Origin of the sequence: Streptomyces muensis (assembly GCF_021474425.1) — a bacterium.
In the GTDB taxonomy this organism is placed as follows: domain Bacteria; phylum Actinomycetota; class Actinomycetes; order Streptomycetales; family Streptomycetaceae; genus Streptomyces; species Streptomyces muensis.
In genome coordinates this window covers 75177-90286 of record NZ_JAKEIP010000005.1, presented here as the reverse complement: position 1 = coordinate 90286, position 15110 = coordinate 75177, and the positions used below count along the sequence as shown (strand labels likewise).

Genomic DNA, 15110 nt, shown 5'->3' with positions numbered 1-15110 from the left:
GGCGTGGTCTTCGGACCATGGCGGTGGGGCCGATAACCAACCCCATTTAAACCCTATACGTAAGCAATAGATTAGGGCAGGCGGCGGCAACCGTACAGCGCCCGTTGCCGCCGCCCGGTCGGACCGGCGTCAATCCGCCAGGGGGCGGGGGCACTGGATCCACTCGTCCGGGGCGCGGTGAAGCGGTGCCAGGGCGCGCAGCACGGAGGAGATCCCCCTGCCGTCGGTCCAGTTCCACTTGATGCCCTGCGGCATGGGGGTGCCCGTGATCGGGTCGACGCGCACTTCCCGGGGGTCGTGGACGCCGGTTCCGGGGACGACGTAGTGCCGGTACACCACGGCCCACCGCTCGTGGGGCGAGTTGCCGACGACGACGTAGTAGTCGTTGGGAAGGCGCAGTAGGGCCACAGCCCAGCCGTCGGGTGCGTTGGTCGGGTAGGTGACGCGGATGCCGAGGGCGGCGACGGTCGGGATGGTGGGCAGCGGGCCGCGCAGCTTCAGCGCGTCGGTGCGGCGGGGCATGGTCATGTCCTCCTCGGTGTGGCGATTTCCGTCCACCACACATTACAACGATACATTGTAAAGTTGGGAGGGTTTTCGGATCTTCATCGACCTGTTCGCGCCGGAAAGACCACCGCACGGTGCCGTAAATCGCCGAGGCGTTCGACGGGCGACTTCGGTACGACCTCGCTCCCGGCGACAGCCTGTGGGGAGCCTGCGCCCTCCGCTACCCTCGAAGCAGAAGGCCGTACGAGGAGGATGCGATGAGCGGCGGCGAGTGGACCATCGACGGGATCGCCCACGCCCTCAGCGTGCCCGAACAGCGCATGAAGTTCCTGCGCGACATAAACATGACCCCCCTCACCGAGCTGCCCGCAGTCCTTGACCGCTGGGTACGTCACGTGACGGCGCTCGAGGCCGCCCGGCCCCGCATCGAAGCACTTCGTGGACAGTTCCAGGAGACGGGCCAGCTGCCGGCGGAGTTCGAGGAGACCGAGGAGTCGGTGGCCGCGTTCGACGAGCTGCGTGAGCGCACGCTGGCCACGACGCCGGAGCGCGGCGCCGCGTGAGCGAGTGGCGTTTCCTCCGTACGCCCCACACCATCGACCAGATCGCCGGCCTTCCCGTTGAAGCCCGGCTTCCCGCTCTCGAGCTGATCGACGCGCTGGAGACCGACCCGTACGCCATCACCGCGCCCTACGGCGAGGATGACGGCCTGACCCGGGCCGCCTCCTTCGGCGACTGGGGGACGATGGTGATCCTGTGCAATCCGATCACCAAGCGGATCACGCTGCTCGCCGTCGTCTGGACTGGCTGAGCAGCTGAGCAGCCGACGGGCGCCTCGGGAGCAGTTCCTGTCTCAGCCCGGCGCCCGCCGGGTGGCCAGTCCCTCGAACGGGTCGAACCCCAGCTCTTCAATCTTGCGCTGGCGGGTGGACTCCTTGGGCCGCCACTCTTCGCTGGCGGGGTAGATCAGGCCCAGGCCGGCCGCCGGGGGCGCGAGCTGGTAGTCGGCCTTGGGGCAGCCGCCCGCGTGCGGGCATTCCTCGAGCGCCCGGTTGCACATGGCGCATAGAAGGCCCCTGACCAGGCCCGTTTCGTGGTCGTGGTCGACCGCGGCGCCCGGGTAGTGGCCGCACAGATGGCAGTCGGAGCCGATCGTGTCGACGAGCGCGGCGCGCAGCCTGCGGATGGAGGCCGTACGCGCGGGCGGCGGCGGCCACAGGTGCAGCGTCATGTAGTGGCCGGCGACGCAGCGGTCGCGGCGGACGATGGTGCCGGGGTCGGTGCCCGGGCCGGTCGGGCGTACGGTCCAGGCGGTGTCGGCGGAGCCCCAGATGATCTCGCCGTCGTCGCGTCCCCCGGTCCACTTCCGCGGGCCGTCCCCCGTCTCGACCCACGTGCAGCGCTGCCGGTGGCTCCAGCCGTCGACGGCATCGGCGTCGGCGTCGCAGCAGAGCACGCGGCCGGCGCGGACGAGGTGGTGACGGCCGTCGTCGCCGGGGACGGCGAGCGCCCGGCCGGGCGGCCCGGGCGGAGGCGCCGGCAGGCGGCAGGGGCGGTCCGCGGAGTCGATGACGAGCTGCTCGACGAACGGCAGCCCGCGGAAGGACCAGCGCCACAGCAGCTTCGCGCGCCGGTAGGGGGACAGGTCGTCCAGGTTGGGCATGGGGGGATCGTGCCGTACGGCACTGACACCCGGTCCGAGACCGCCCGGGGCCGGGCGGGGGCGCCGCCCGGCCCGGCCTCGCTGGGGCTGCTCAGTACGAGGCGAATCCGAAGAACAGCCAGCCGCGGTGCTCGAGCGGTCCGCCGCCCTCGACGGGTATCTCGAGCTCCCCACCGATCACGTAGTCGGTGCGGGGGTGCCTCTTGTAGACGCCCTGGATGTAGACGCCTTGGGTGCTGGGCACCTGGCTCTCCCCCTCACGGAGGACCCCGGCCTGCTCCAGGGCCGCGGTCGCGGCCTCCTTCGTGGTCTTGAATCCGCGGCCGTGGTTGGCTCGTTCGGGGATGGTGACGCGGACGGTGCGGCGGTCGGTGTGGACGGGGATGGCGCCTGCGGGGCCCCACTTGTCGGCGAGTTCGTCGTCCGACTCGCTGAGCTTGGCTGCCAGCTTCTCGGCCTCGTTCAGCGTCATCGGCGTCTCGGTGACGACCTTGTATTCGTCCTTCTCGGCGATGGTGCCGGTGTATCCGCCGTGGCCGCTTTCGTACTCGGCGTGCTCTACGGCGTCGTGGAAGGCTTGCTTGACGTCGGTTCCGTCGTGGTAGGCGGTGAAGTACTCGGCGCCCATTCGATCCCCCTCTTTCACGGTGTTCCCTACCGCTCAACTATACAACGTAGCGCCGTAAAGTCCGAGCGGGTTGGGGGGCAATTTCCTTTGCCATCAGGGGTTTTGCCGCCGTAGCGTCGTGTCCGTAGCCGCCGCTCCGCGGAGCGGCTGGAAGTGGGCCCAGGGTTCCCGCCGGACGGCGGGCCCCTGGGCCCGCGCCTCGTGCGGCAGAGGCGAATCTCCCGGTTTCCCCTCCCCCGGCGATCTTCGAGTGCGATTCTGCGCGGATGAGACGTTTACCTGGGGTGGGGATCGTCGCAGCCGGCGTGGTGGCGGCGATGGTGGTGATGTCCGGCTGTTCCGACGGCGGCACGAGCGAGGCCGGGAAGGCGGGGACGGCGTCCGCGGCGGGCACGGCCGCGGCGTCCAGCAGCCCGCCGGCCGCGGCGACGCCGGAGGAGAAGTTCAACGAACTGGTGCAGGGCACCAGCTACTACTTCGAAGGGCAGGGCACCGGGTCGTCCGCGGACGCGATGAAGCGGTACTGCGACCTCCTCGGCGAGAAGGAGCTCGACGGTGTCTCGCCGGCGCAGTGGCTGGCGGAGAAGGAGCTGACCAAGCAGGACGGGGAGACGGTCCTCGAGGAGGGGGTCACCGAGTTCTGCCCGGCGCAGGCCAAGACGCTGAAGGCGGCCGTGGAGGGCACGTACGAGCGGTGGTTCGTCGACGGCACGTACGAGGTGGGCTCGGGGGCCGGGCAGATGCCGGCGGGCACGTACCGCACGACGGGGGCGCTGCGCGAGTGCTACTGGGAGCGCACGTCGCGGTCGGGGAAGGTGCTCGACAACGCGTTCGCGACGTCGGCGCAGGAGGTGCGGGTGACGGTGCGGTCCGGGGACGGGCAGTTCACGACGCGCAGCTGCGGGTCGTGGCAGCCGGTGAAGTAGCGGTCCGCGCACACCGGGGCCCCGCCGCGCCGCGGGAGGCGCTGCGGGGCCCGGGCCTTCGCGGCTCACGCGAAGGTGTTGTAGAAGTGGCTGGCAATGTCCGAGAGGTAGTCGGCGGCGTCCTGCCGGGAGTCCGCGTCGGTGATGTCCTTCAGCGGGAACTTGTCCGGGCTGTGCGGGTGCGGGTGCGGGGTCAGGCCGTCACCGGTGCACATCACCGTGCCGGTCAGGAGGTAGTCGCCGACGTGCAGGCCGGTGAGCCGGTAGCCGCTGATGTCGCCCGGCCTGCCGAGGCTGATGGTGACCGCCAGCCGGTCGGGCTGGCCGAAGTAGCCGGGCATCACGTGGATGGTGTCGTCGTCGAAGGTGTACAGGGCGTGGCCCAGGTCCTTGAAGTAGCTGATCCGGGCGGTGGTGCCGTCGGCGAAGGTGACGCTGGTCAGCATGGTCGTTCCCCTTGTGGTCGGTGGTTCCCGCTACCCCCACACCTTACAACGTAGAGTTGTAAGGTGTGAAGTCGGTTCGCCGATCTTCCTCGCGCCAACACCCCTCCGTGACACCGGAGTTGGCGGCTCAGGCCATGAGGAGCTTGTCGTTGTCGAACGGGCGGGTGAAGTCGTCGTCGGGGTGGGTGCCGACATGCCCGTGAGGGCCACCCCACTCGTTGCCGCGGTGGGTGCCGCGCTTGTTGAGGCGGCGTATGCAGGTGTAGCCGTCGGTACTCATGAGCCCGCACTGGCCCTCGGGGGCGAGCGGGTTACGGAAGGGCTCCTGGGGGCGCGCCGGGGTGATGCCGGCGTCCGCGAGGGCCTGCAGGTACTCCCCGACCGCCTCGCCGGTCAGTTCGGCGGAACGGTCCTGTTCGAGCTGGGTCAGGACGGCGGTGCCGGGCCCGGAGCAGTCGCTGCTGCGGGCGTCGCGGACCGTACCGCAGGAGGACCAGCCGGAGCCGATGGTGACGGTGGCACCGCAGTCGCGGCAGGTGCCCTCGAAGGCCAGCGCGTGGTCGAGGGTCGGGCGGGGGACCTGCTTCCAGGTGAGGGTGTGGCCGCGGTCGGCGACCTGGGTGTTCATGTCCTGCTTGGCGAGGGTCCACCAGCGCTGCGCCATCTCCGTCTCCCGCTCTCGTCGACGACCCCGGAGGGATGACCACCCCTCAACTATACAACGCATCATTGTATGGTGTGAAGGGGTTCGCCCATCTTCCTGGGTGGCCCGCCCGCCGTAACGGCCGGCGCGGGCCGCTCCGAGGTCATCGCCGGGTGATGTGCACGTGGTGCGGCAGACCCCAGTGCAGGGCCAGGGCGACCACCGCCTGGTCGACGGTCCTGGTCGGCTTCACCGGCCGCCCCGTGGACGAGGTGATCTTGCAGCCGATGTAGCCGGTGTGCGCCCAGCAGCGCTGGACCAGGCCGCCGACGCCGTGCGCGGGGAAGGTCACCCGGTCGGTGAAGTCCTGCACCTCGCCGTACGGTTCGACGAGGGCCTCGGTGGGCGGCAGTTCGAGGGTGGCGACGACGCCGCAGCGCCCAGGCCGCACCGTGAAGCCGACGGCCTCGAGGCGGCGGGTCCACTCGGCCTTGTTGGCGGCGTGTTCATCGATCCGCTTGCGGGACTGGTCGCACCGGCCGGCGTGGTGGTGGATGGCGCCGATGGTGTGCGGCGTCTCGTTCGGCGCGTACAGCGGGCGGCCGGGGGCGTCCTCGAGGACGAGGCGGGCGAGGCGCTGCAGGTACATCTTCGGCCGGACGCCCTCCTCGGCCGGCAGGAGCAGCGCCTGCCCTCCTTCGCCCGCCGGGGCCTGTCCCCCGGCGGGCACGGAGTCGGTCATCGGTCGGTCCCGTCCGCCGGGGCGGCGGTGAGCAGCTGGAGGGCCTGCTTGGCCGACAAGTGGCCCATCTGGGCGCGGACTTCGGCCCGGATCCGGTCGGCTTCCTCGGTGAAGCCGTGCTCGGCGAGGAGGTCGGCGGCGTGGCTGCCGTGCATGCCGCGGCGCTGCGCTATCGCCGCGCGGATCAGCGCGACGGGGTCCTTGGGCGCCTCGTCGCCGGACGCAGCGGAGGTCCTCGCGGTACGGCGGCGAGCGCGGTCGGGTGCCTTCTCCCAGGCGGGCTGGCACTGCTCGACGTGCCCGGTGGCCTTGTCGCCGTTGTCCCTCTTGGCGAAGTGGTTCTCCCAGAAGGTAACCCGGGCGCGGGCCGAGCCGATCTTGTCGTAGGGGCCTTCGTACGCGGTGAACACGCTTCCGTCCGCGTACGACTTGATGATGACTGCGCGGTAGACCTTGGCGTCCGGTGCCATGCCGATGTCGCGTGCCACTTGTCAGGTGCTCCTTCCCGAGGGGCGGTTGCTGTCGCGCCGCATGTCGCGGCCGGTGATGACGGAGAGCTTGTGACGGCCGCAGCCCTGGCAGTGGGTGACGCCGACGAAGGAGTCCCAGAGAGGGTCGGCGGTCAGCAGCCAGGCCGGGTCGCTGGAGAAGCCGGGCCTCCAGAAGGCGCCGCAGACGCACTGCCGCCGCGGCGCGGGCGGCGGGCCAGTACGGCGGCGCCGGAAGGGGATCACGTTGTCCGGGAGGTCGTCGTCGGCCATGTCAGGTCACCTGCTGGGCTTGGGCGTAGAGCCTGGTGGCCGTGGTGGCCGCGTCCTGGAGCTGGGAGAGGATCTCGTCCCGGTCGCCGTCGAGGATGCTGCGGATCGTCTGCTGGCCGACCGCGCAGCCGTCGTTGTACGCCTGGCTGTCGTAGTCGGGTCCGGCATCCAGCCACTCGCGGATGGCGGGCTCGACGACCTTCAGGTTGCGCTCGGGACTGCCGTCGAGGCGGTACTGGACGAGGATCTTGCGGACGCACTCCATCGCCCACTCGTAGCCGCGCTCCCAGCGGCCGTTGACGGCGTCGGGGCGGATCGCCTGGTAGAGCGCGGCAAAGATCTGCTCGGCGGTGAAGGCGGACACGGTCAGCTCCAGGCGGGGTGGGTGGGGAGGAAGGTGGTGTTCATAACGTCGTCGGGCAGGCCGAAGTGGACGGCGAGCGCCTCGACGCCGTGCGCCAGTTCCGTCACGGACCGCAGGACCTCGCCGTCGAGGGTGAGCACGTCGTAGTTGGCGCTGGCGTGGGTCGGGACCAGGCGCAGCAGGCCCCCGAGGCCATGTGCGGGGAAGGTCACCTTGCGGGTGAACTCCTCGACCGGTCCGTGGCGTTCGACGACGGCCTCGGTGGGCGGCAGGTCGCAGGTGGCGATGAGTCCGCAGCGGCGGGCGGGGCGCACCGTGAAGCCGACCGCCTTCAGGCGGCGGGTCCAGTCGGCAGCCAGCTCGGCGTGCTCGCGGACGCGCCGCTCCGACTGGTCGCAGCGGCCGGTGTGGTACGGGAGAAGAACGATGTTCCTCGGGTCGCTGCCGGTGCCGTACAGCGGGTGCCCGGGCGCGCCGTCGAAGGCGTGGTCGGCCAGCCGCATGCGGTAGTGCTGGGTGTTGCCGGCCTGCGGCGGGAGCACCAGCACCGGGACGGTCTTGGCCGGGGAGTTGGGAACTTCGGTCACTTCGGTCGCTCCTTGCGAGGGGCGCCGACCGCGGCACTGGTCGGCGCCCGTGGCGGGCTCAGGACGGGGCGGGCGCGGTGCGTCGGCTCGGGGTGAACATCCGGCGCAGGCGGCGCCCGCCGCGGCGGGTGTCGTCGCCTCCGCCGCCCTTCCACCACGTCCAGGCCAGCAGCAGGGTCAGGACGGTGGACATGCCGGTCAGGGGGAGGTTGCCGAGGCGGAGCGCTCCGACGGCGGCGCAGAGGGTGCCGAGAGCCTCGAGACCCGCCGCGCGGTGGGTAGCGAGGCGGCCGGAGAAGAACCCGGCCAGGCCGCACATGGCGAAGGCGAAACCGCTGCCGAGCACAGGGTCCATGTCGGTTCCCCGGCTCAGACGTCGCGGCCGTGCAGGCGCATGTGATCGACGAAGTCCGCTCCCTCGAGGCCCTTGAGACGCCGGTCGCAGACCCCGCAGCGCATCCCGGGCAGCAGCCGCAGCGACTTGGCCCACTCCCGTCCGGCGGAAGCCCACGCGATGGCGTGGAGCACCAGCAGCCGGTTGTCCGCGTCGAGCTTGGACAGGTGGGGGAAATCGGCCCCGAGCTCCGGCGCGGCCAGGGCCCGGGCGATCGTCAGGATCTGGAACTCGGCGTCGGTGCCGATGAGCTGGTACCGCTGGGAGGACGTGCCGGGCCAGTCGACGCGGGCCTGGCCGGAGTCCGTGTCGCGGCTGATGAGGCCCATCCGGTCGAGTTCCTCCAGCCAGTGGCCGCTCTCGGCGAGCAGCCAGACGGCGGCCTCCTCCCTCGTGTTGGGGTGCGCGGTGGCGGCGAGCTGCTGGGCGAGGCGGTCATTGCTCATGAGGGTCAAGGTGTTCTCCGTGGGTTCGGGTCGGCGGGTGTGCGGTGTCCTGGCGTCCGCCCGGCGCGGGGCGCACGCCAGGACACCGGGGTTGTCGAGGCTGGGGTCAGGCGACGGCCGGGGCCGCGTCGCCTTCGGGGCTGTGGTCGGCGCAGACCAGGGACAGGGGCTCGCCGTCCTTGGGGAGGTTCAGCTCGATCTCCTCGGCCTTACCGCACAGCAGGCAGTCCAGGGTCACCGTGCGCACCATGCGCATGACCCGGACCTGGGTGGCGCTGGGCAGGTTCAGCGGCTCCTGGCAGCCCATCAGCGTGAGGGTGGCCAGGGTCAGTTCGGCCGAGAGTGGTGTCTCCCCGGTCTCGACCACGGTCAGCGCGGTGGTCGGGGCCTCGGGGAAGGCGAAGATGTCGCCGGGGCGCAGCTCGCGGGCGTGGACGGGCCGGGTGAAGGAGACGGAGACGACGGTGCTCATGGGGCGGGGTGCCTTCTGTCGGGGCGGGATGAAAGGGGGCGTCAGTCGGTGGCGGTCTCGTCGCGGATGAGGCGGCGCAGCGCGGCCTTGCCGAGGGCCCGGACGCGGCGGTGCAGGTAGCGCTTGCCGCCGTCGACGCGGGTCTCGTCGCGGTAGCGGTGGGGTCCGGCGGCGCCGTTGCCGAGGCTGACGCCGAGGCTGCGGGGCTTGCGACGGGACATTCGGGCCTCTTCCTGTTCGGGTGGGTACGGGTCCGACACTAGCCCTAAACCCAATACGTAAGCAACGGGCTTGGCGGTTGGGGTGGTGGGGTGCGGCAGAGGCGTTCCGGGGCGTCCGTGTGATTGCCGGGCAATCACCGCGCCCGGTCGGCCGGCGCGCCCGGGCCAGGTCGCCGATCTACGCTGAAGGTGCTGCTGGAGGTCCGCGTGCCGCCCTTCGATCTGCCCGTCCCGCTGGCCCTGGCCCGCGCGGTCGACGCCGTCCCGGAAGGGCCGCAGTGGGCTCTGGAACCGAAGTGGGACGGCTGGAGATGCCAGGTGTGGACCGGCGGCGGGCAGGTGTGGAGCCGGCACGGCACGGACCTTTCGCGTGCGTTCTCCGACGTCGTGTCCGCCGCCCGTGCGCTGCCGGATGCGGTCCTGGACGGCGAGCTGGTCGCGGTGCTCGACGACGGCAGCGGGGTCGCCTTCGACCGGCTGCAGAGCCGGGCCGCCGGCCGCGGTCCCCGGCGCGGCGCGGACTTCACCGTGCACGTCGCCCTCTTCGACGTCCTGGCGGTCGGCGACGTCGACACCCGGCCGCTGCCGTACGCGCGGCGGCGCGCCGAACTGCTGCGGCTCCTCGAGGGCGGTCCGGACACCCTGCGGCCGGTGCCGTCCACCGGGGACGTCCGCGAAGCGCTGGCCTGGGTCGGCGCGCTGTCCGGCGTGGAGGGCTTGGTGGCGAAGCCGAGCGGACGGTACGCCGAGGGGCTGCGCTCGGGCTGGCTGAAGTGGCGCCGCAGGCACACCACGGAGGCCGTCGTGATCGGGGTGACCGCCACGGCGCCGGCCGCGCAGGCCCTGGTGCTGGGCCGGCCGAGCGGCGGGCGGATGCGGGCCGTCGGGGTGAGCCTTCCCCTGCCCCAGCCGCTGCGGCTGGCCGTGGCGCCGCTGCTGCACCCGGCTGGCGGGATGCGTGAACTGCCGGGCACGGTGGGCGGGTTGCCCGGCGCGGACCCGGTGCGCTACCGGCCGGTGGCGCCGGAGGTGGTGGTGGAGATCGAGGTCGACCAGGAACGGCTGGAGCTCGGCCGCTACCGGCACCGCCCGCGCGTTCGGCGCGTCAGGGGGGACCTGACGCCCGGTCTGCTCGACGAGGCCCCGTAGGGCAACGAGGAGGGGCCCACCGCTCGAGCAGTGGACCCCTCGATGGTGCGGCTCCGGGACTCTTGTCTACCCGGCCCCCGCTCCGCTCGCTCCCACCCGGGACCTTCGCGGAGCGGCTCTTTATGAGGCCACCCGTCGCCCGTCGGCGGCGGTTCCAGCTAGCCAGCGCGCGTTCTGGCCGCGTGGGAGCGGAAGGAATCGAACCTCCCTCGTTGCCGCGTGAGCGGCACGGTGTTTCCGAACTCCCGTGCAGGGGGCCGCTGGTGCGGTTCCCTACGACCACAACCATACAACGACTCATTGTATGGATGCCAGCACTTTCGGAGGCGGATCCGAAGTCCGCCCGGGCGGCGGACATGCGGAAGGGCCCGCCTCGCGAGCGGCGGGCCCTTCATGGAGCGGTCCGGGACTCTTACCCGGTCCCCAGCCCCGAAGCCCTCCGTCCGGAGCGGCCAGGGGGTCCGGCTCTCGATGAGTCCGCTCCCCCGCCCCGCGGTACCCGGGGCGACACCAAGACAATACAACGGTTCATTGTATGGAGTCCAGGGGGTTTACCGGTCCGGGTCGAACCCGGCGGGCACGGTCAGCCAGCCCGGCGCCTCGGCCAAGGCCGCGTCGTGCCCCACTGTGTACGCGCCGTCCGGGGTGAGGCACCCGGCGGCCGGGACGTACGATCCGGTGCAACGGACCTCCACGTGCCAGGCGAGCGGCCCGGGCGCGGCCGGCGGGCAGGCGTCGTCCGGGTGGGCGAAGTAGTACTGCATCCGTCCGCCGGGGCCGTCCACGCTGTACGTCTCGCACGGCAGCCGCGCTCTCCGCTCCTCGAGGAGCACCGCCAGGACGTCGGTGCCGCCGTGGACGCCGGGCAGCCGGTACGGCTCCGGGGGCTGTTCCCCCGCTCCGGACGGGACCAGGTCGAGCACGAGCAGCCCGGAGGCGCACGGCACGATGCCGACGTTGAACGGGCCGGAGTCCCAGCAGCGCACGATCCGCCAGGTGTTGGTGGTGGCCCGCTCGGCCCAGTCCTTCACGGCCGGCTCGGTGGTGCCCGGGCGCAGCGGGAAGACGTGCCAGCCCCGGGCAGCCGCGGCGAGCGCGACCGCCTTCAGTTCCTTCTGCTGGCGGCGGTCGTGCCGCCGGGAGGCGAGTTCGTCCATGGTCCCGGTGTCCGTCGCTGGTCAGTGGTGGGCTTCGTCCCAGGCGCCGCGGCGTTCGGCTGCGGTGGGCAGGTCGCCGCGGCGTTCGGTGAAGGCGGGCGGCATCTCGTCGTCGAGGGCGTTGCCGACGATGACGTTGCGGTCCATGAAGTCGAAGGGCTCGCGGCCGTCGATCTCCAGCCACAGCGCCATGCGGGCGAGGTCGACGGCGACCGGGTCGATGTCGACGCCGAAGATGCACTCGCGCATCACCACCGGCAGGGCGTACTTCATGTGCACCGCCGGGGCCGGGGAAATACCGGAGATCCGTTCGGCGAGGCGGCCAGCGATGAGGCGGGCCGCCTCGATGAGGAACACCCCGGCACCGCACGCCGGGTCGATGGAGAGGACCTGCAGGAGGTTCCCGGGGTCCGGGTGCTGCGCGAGGCGGTCCAGCTGCGGTCCGATGGACAGGCGGCACATCGCCTCGGCCACCTCGGGCGGGGTGTACCAGGAGCCGAGGGTGGCGCGGGCGCCGAGGCCCTTCTTGTTCACCGTGACGGTGCCGTCGGGGTGCCGGGCGACGGTGAGTTCCAGCAGCTGCTGGTTGACCTCGCCGATGTCCAGCACGTGCCAGCCCTCGAGCGGGCCGAGCGTGTCCAGGGCGTCCTCGGCCGCCTGGACGTGGGGGCGCTCGAGCTTGGGCGGGGGCAGCTGCTTGGCCTCGGCCAGCCGGTCGATGAGGGAGCGGATCGTGTACTGCAGGGCCGGGCGCCATTCGACGCTCTGGGCGTGGGCCTCGGCCGCGCGGGCGCAGGCGGCGAGGGCCGCCTCGGGGGTGACAGTCACCTGCTCTGCTCCGCAGTTACGGAACTCGGGCCCTGGCCCTGCTGCTCACGCTGGCGACCGGACTCGGTGATTTCCATGCGCAGGCTGAGGTGGGCGCCTTGGATGATCCGGAGGTAGCCGGCCTTCTCCAGGGCGTAGAAGGTGGTCTCCCGAGCGGAGTAGCCATCCCGTCCCCCCAGGGACCAGATGCCCTTGCGCTCGCCACGGTGTGGGGTGACCGGCTGTTCCAGCTGGGCCAGGGCCCGCAGGGCGCGCTGCGCGGCCGGCGACTCGGGGTCGGTCGCGGCGCGCGGCTTCTTCTGCTGGGCGTTGGCGTCCAGCTCGGCCAGCAGCTTCCGCCCGGCCTCTGTCATGCGGACGGGTGCTGAGTCGTTCCCCTCATCGGTCACGAGGTTGTTTCCGGTGAGCGGGTAGAAGGTGCGGGCGTTGAAGGTGCTGTAGGTGTTCGGGTGCAGGTACCGGCCGCGGGCGGCGTGCCGGAAGAGGACGCCCTGCCCGGTGTCGTACTTGGCGATCTCGCGAAGGAGGCGCTCGGAGGCGGGGGGCAGAGTGATTTCGGCGGCTTCCGCCGGTACGGCGGGGGCCGGGGTGGTCTCTGCCGGACGGGCCGCCGGGGCCGCGTCGGGCTTCGTCTCCGACTCCATGTAGGGGTGCCAGTGGGCGCGCTGGCGGTACTTGAGGTTCGCGGCTACGGGCGTCGGCCAGTCGAAGTGCTCCCGCCGCCGGGGCGAGGTCGGGTGCTTGTCCCAGTCAGGAGCACCGGTGTCATCGGCGAGCAGGGCCTCGACGAGGCACTCGCTGCACACGCCGGTCGCGTAGCCCTCCTTGTCGTTCTCCTGATCGGGGTGCAGGTGCAGGTGACGCCACGACGCCTCCCTCAGCAGGCGGGGCCAGCTGACAGCGCGCGCGACGCGCTCGAGGATCGCCTCCGCGGCGGCCTCGACCTCTTCGTACTTCTCGGTGGGCATGCTGACGCACTCGGCCAGGAGCCCGTTCCAGCGCTGCGCCCCCAGAACATCCTGGGTGAGCACCTTGATGACGGCCTTGCGGTTGGGCATACGACTTCCCTCGCGGCAGGGCCCCGTCCCCGGCGAGCTGGGACGGGAGCAGGGTTGGGGTGGGTCATCCACCACACTACTAAAACCCAATACGTAAGCAATAGGTTTCATGGATTGGGTTGGCAGGAGAGGCTTCTGCAACTCCCGGGACAAGGAGGCGAGTTCAGGCGTCGTCGCCGTCGGCGGGCAGCATTCCGTCGGCCAGGGAGCAGCCGTCACACCCGGCGCCGAGCGCGGGCAGGGTGCCCGGCCCCTGGTGGGGGCGCGGTTTGCGCTTGGGCGGCCGGGTGAGCGCGTCGCGCACGGCCGTCTCCAGGGCGTCGAAGTCGGCGGTGTCGTCGTCCAGGACCACGCCCGGGCCGGGTGCGCCGGGTCGCCGGGCCTCCTCGATGACGGAGACGATGGTGGTCGACGGGTTGAAGGGGATGCCCCGGGAGTGCTCGACCTCGGCGTACAGGGCGGCCAGCCGGGGCCGGCGGGCGACGGCGAGGAGCAGGTCGCGGCGGTTGCTGAAGACGCAGGCCGAGCAGGAGCAGCGGGTGCTGCCTGCCCAGTCGCCGGCGCCGGGGGCCGAGTCGTAGGCCCAGTGGTGGGGCCAGCCCTCGGCGTCGGTCCACTCCTTGACGAAGGCGGTGGTGTCGGCGTGCGCGGGCAGCCATTCGTCGACGATCCGGTGGGAGTTGTCGGTGGTGCGCTGCAGCACGGGCCGCTTGCGGCGGTCCGGGCTCTCGTCCGCGCGCAGCCCGAGAACGTTGAGCATCCTGGCCGGCCTGCCGTGCGCCTTCTTGAAGTCGCGGGCGGCCTGGCTGAACGCGCCGAAGATGAGCTTGGTCTTCCAGTCCCCGGTGCAGAACCGGGCGCGGCCGAGCCAGGGCCAGTCCCCTCGTTCGGCGATGAACGTGAGCAGGTCGTACGGGACAGCGTCACGGTGGCGGCGCAGCTCGAGGTGGCGCTCGGGCGGGACGCCGAGCAACCGGGAGTGCTCGGCGGCCAGTTCGCCGACGCTCGGGTAGCGCACGGCGTCGACCGTGCAGGCCGGCCACTCCATCGGGCCGAGCGAGGCGTGGACGGTCCAGATCCGGTCCTCGACACCGGCCTGCCGCGCGGCGTCCCTGGTGACCGCGGCGGCCCGCAGGCCGTCCTTGCCGCCGGAGAGGTTCACGATGAGGAAGTCCTGCTGTGCCGCCAGCTCCACCGGGTCGATTCTGGTGGAGCTGGCGGCGAACAGGTCCAGCTGGGCCGTCATGCCGCGTCCGGGTCGCCGAGGCGGACGTCCCAGTCGCCGCCGGGCAGGGGCCTCATCCAGCGGGCCAGGCACTCGCGGGCGAACTCGGCGTCCACCTCGCTGTCGCCCATCTCGCCCCAGAACTCGACGAGGTTGCCGGCCTGGGCGAGCAGGGCGCGGGCCACGAGCCTCTTCTTCTCGTTCACCCCGGGCGGCGGGGCGGGGGTCGGGGCGTTCACTCGCTGTCCTCCCGGAGGCGGCGAAGGTCGAGGGCCCAGCCGATCTGGCCGGTGGCGCGCCGGGTGCCCAGGTGGATCACGCCGGGCATGTAGGCGTCGCGCAGGGGCCGCCAGTTGTGGAGGCGGTGCGCGTGCAGGGCCGCGATCAGGTCGAGGGCGAAGGGGCTGTGCGGGACCTCGGAGCGGTAGACGGCCGTCTCGTGGCCGGGCTGGCCGCTGGCGACCTGGGTGTAGAGGCGTACCTCCTCCTGCCCGGTGGCCACGCTGAGGAGCAGCAGGGCGGTGTCCAGAGGTGCGGCGTCGGCGGGGAACTCGGCGGCGAGCAGGGCCCGCAGCCGGTCGGTGGGGGTCAGGGCGGCGGTCACCGGGCGGCCCGCCGCTCGACCATGTGCAGCAGCCAGTCGCGGCCAACGCGGGGGTCGTGGCCGCAGGTGCCGGCGACCTCGCCGTCCGGGCCGTTGGTGATGGAGAGGTACTTGCCCTGCTTGAGCTGGCCGACCGCGTAGCGGATCCGGTCCTCCAGGCGCTCGCGGGCCATCCGTTCGGCGCCGGTCTCCAGCGCGCCGTCGGTGGTAGTCGTCATCTCCGGGCCCCTTCCGGGCGGGTGTGTCTGCGTCGTCCACACCGTATTTGAAACCCAATACGTAAGCAATA

General features: G+C 71.9%; 25 protein-coding genes. 4 read left to right on the top strand and 21 right to left on the bottom strand.

The genetic code is table 11. The features are described 5' to 3' along the window. Positions 1-129: 129 nt before the first annotated feature. Positions 130-528: a hypothetical protein gene (locus L0P92_RS02740; protein WP_234760793.1), complete on the bottom strand. Its 399-nt coding sequence runs from the start codon at positions 526-528 to the stop codon at positions 130-132. Between the two features lie 236 nt (positions 529-764). Here L0P92_RS02740 and L0P92_RS02735 point away from each other — a divergent pair, with 236 nt between their 5' ends. After that, positions 765-1070, top strand: a complete 306-nt coding sequence (locus tag L0P92_RS02735; protein WP_234760792.1) for a hypothetical protein — start codon at positions 765-767, stop codon at positions 1068-1070. Beyond that, entirely contained in the window at positions 1067-1318 is a 252-nt protein-coding gene (locus L0P92_RS02730) for a hypothetical protein (protein ID WP_234760791.1), read from the top strand. Before L0P92_RS02735 ends, L0P92_RS02730 begins: the two co-directional genes overlap by 4 nt. A 42-nt stretch (positions 1319-1360) precedes the next feature. Here L0P92_RS02730 and L0P92_RS02725 read toward each other — a convergent pair whose 3' ends face one another. Both L0P92_RS02725 and L0P92_RS02720 read right to left on the bottom strand, forming a co-directional pair. Next, entirely contained in the window at positions 1361-2170 is an 810-nt protein-coding gene (locus tag L0P92_RS02725; RefSeq protein ID WP_234760790.1) for an endonuclease domain-containing protein, read from the bottom strand. 91 nt (positions 2171-2261) lie between these two features. Further along, on the bottom strand, positions 2262-2798 hold the full coding sequence (locus L0P92_RS02720) for a hypothetical protein (RefSeq protein ID WP_234760789.1): 537 nt from the start codon (positions 2796-2798) through the stop codon (positions 2262-2264). Positions 2799-3064: 266 nt separating this feature from the next. Between L0P92_RS02720 and L0P92_RS02715 the strand changes: the two genes are divergently transcribed. After that, positions 3065-3724 (top strand): Rv1352/Rv1906c domain-containing protein, encoded by a 660-nt coding sequence (locus L0P92_RS02715; protein ID WP_234760787.1) that lies wholly within the window; start codon positions 3065-3067, stop codon positions 3722-3724. Between the two features lie 65 nt (positions 3725-3789). On the opposite strand, the gene L0P92_RS02710 is transcribed toward L0P92_RS02715, so the two are convergent. From L0P92_RS02710 to L0P92_RS02660, 11 genes are all read right to left on the bottom strand, one after another. Continuing rightward, a complete protein-coding gene (locus L0P92_RS02710; protein WP_234760786.1) occupies positions 3790-4170 on the bottom strand; it encodes a hypothetical protein in 381 nt (126 codons plus the stop codon). A 127-nt stretch (positions 4171-4297) separates the two neighbouring features. Further along, entirely contained in the window at positions 4298-4834 is a 537-nt protein-coding gene (locus L0P92_RS02705) for a hypothetical protein (protein WP_234760785.1), read from the bottom strand. Positions 4835-4976: 142 nt separating this feature from the next. Further along, the gene (locus L0P92_RS02700) at positions 4977-5555 is read right to left on the bottom strand and encodes a hypothetical protein (protein WP_234760784.1); all 579 of its coding nucleotides are present in this window, start codon (positions 5553-5555) and stop codon (positions 4977-4979) included. Then, positions 5552-6043 (bottom strand): hypothetical protein, encoded by a 492-nt coding sequence (locus tag L0P92_RS02695; protein ID WP_234760783.1) that lies wholly within the window; start codon positions 6041-6043, stop codon positions 5552-5554. The genes L0P92_RS02700 and L0P92_RS02695 overlap by 4 nt, the downstream gene beginning before the upstream one ends. 3 nt (positions 6044-6046) lie before the next feature. After that, positions 6047-6316 carry a hypothetical protein gene (locus L0P92_RS02690; RefSeq protein WP_234760782.1) on the bottom strand — a complete coding sequence of 90 codons (270 nt, stop codon included), beginning with the start codon at positions 6314-6316 and terminating at the stop codon, positions 6047-6049. Between the two features lies 1 nt (position 6317). After that, positions 6318-6680, bottom strand: coding sequence for a hypothetical protein (locus L0P92_RS02685; RefSeq protein ID WP_234760781.1), 363 nt, complete (start codon positions 6678-6680; stop codon positions 6318-6320). 2 nt (positions 6681-6682) lie between these two features. Beyond that, positions 6683-7267: a hypothetical protein gene (locus tag L0P92_RS02680; protein WP_234760780.1), complete on the bottom strand. Its 585-nt coding sequence runs from the start codon at positions 7265-7267 to the stop codon at positions 6683-6685. A gap of 58 nt (positions 7268-7325) precedes the next feature. Further along, positions 7326-7622, bottom strand: coding sequence for a hypothetical protein (locus L0P92_RS02675; protein ID WP_234760779.1), 297 nt, complete (start codon positions 7620-7622; stop codon positions 7326-7328). 14 nt (positions 7623-7636) lie between these two features. After that, positions 7637-8107, bottom strand: a complete 471-nt coding sequence (locus L0P92_RS02670; protein ID WP_176188314.1) for a hypothetical protein — start codon at positions 8105-8107, stop codon at positions 7637-7639. A 106-nt stretch (positions 8108-8213) separates the two neighbouring features. Beyond that, entirely contained in the window at positions 8214-8579 is a 366-nt protein-coding gene (locus L0P92_RS02665) for a hypothetical protein (RefSeq protein WP_234760777.1), read from the bottom strand. A gap of 41 nt (positions 8580-8620) precedes the next feature. Next, entirely contained in the window at positions 8621-8800 is a 180-nt protein-coding gene (locus tag L0P92_RS02660) for a hypothetical protein (RefSeq protein ID WP_176188318.1), read from the bottom strand. Positions 8801-9007: 207 nt separating this feature from the next. Between L0P92_RS02660 and L0P92_RS45150 the strand changes: the two genes are divergently transcribed. Beyond that, positions 9008-9949 (top strand): ATP-dependent DNA ligase, encoded by a 942-nt coding sequence (locus L0P92_RS45150; protein WP_308289605.1) that lies wholly within the window; start codon positions 9008-9010, stop codon positions 9947-9949. Between the two features lie 551 nt (positions 9950-10500). On the opposite strand, the gene L0P92_RS02650 is transcribed toward L0P92_RS45150, so the two are convergent. The 7 genes from L0P92_RS02650 to L0P92_RS02620 form a co-directional block, all read right to left on the bottom strand. Next, positions 10501-11106, bottom strand: a complete 606-nt coding sequence (locus tag L0P92_RS02650; protein WP_234760776.1) for a bifunctional DNA primase/polymerase — start codon at positions 11104-11106, stop codon at positions 10501-10503. 21 nt (positions 11107-11127) lie between these two features. Beyond that, a complete protein-coding gene (locus L0P92_RS44995) occupies positions 11128-11934 on the bottom strand; it encodes an N-6 DNA methylase (protein ID WP_234760775.1) in 807 nt (268 codons plus the stop codon). Beyond that, on the bottom strand, positions 11931-12992 hold the full coding sequence (locus L0P92_RS02640) for a hypothetical protein (RefSeq protein ID WP_234760774.1): 1062 nt from the start codon (positions 12990-12992) through the stop codon (positions 11931-11933). Before L0P92_RS02640 ends, L0P92_RS44995 begins: the two co-directional genes overlap by 4 nt. A 163-nt stretch (positions 12993-13155) precedes the next feature. Further along, on the bottom strand, positions 13156-14238 hold the full coding sequence (locus L0P92_RS02635) for an adenine nucleotide alpha hydrolase family protein (protein WP_234760773.1): 1083 nt from the start codon (positions 14236-14238) through the stop codon (positions 13156-13158). After that, positions 14235-14456 carry a hypothetical protein gene (locus L0P92_RS02630; protein ID WP_234760772.1) on the bottom strand — a complete coding sequence of 74 codons (222 nt, stop codon included), beginning with the start codon at positions 14454-14456 and terminating at the stop codon, positions 14235-14237. Before L0P92_RS02630 ends, L0P92_RS02635 begins: the two co-directional genes overlap by 4 nt. Next, positions 14453-14821 carry a hypothetical protein gene (locus tag L0P92_RS02625; protein WP_234760771.1) on the bottom strand — a complete coding sequence of 123 codons (369 nt, stop codon included), beginning with the start codon at positions 14819-14821 and terminating at the stop codon, positions 14453-14455. Before L0P92_RS02625 ends, L0P92_RS02630 begins: the two co-directional genes overlap by 4 nt. Further along, entirely contained in the window at positions 14818-15039 is a 222-nt protein-coding gene (locus tag L0P92_RS02620) for a hypothetical protein (protein WP_176187956.1), read from the bottom strand. The genes L0P92_RS02625 and L0P92_RS02620 overlap by 4 nt, the downstream gene beginning before the upstream one ends. Between the last annotated feature and the right edge of the window lie 71 nt (positions 15040-15110).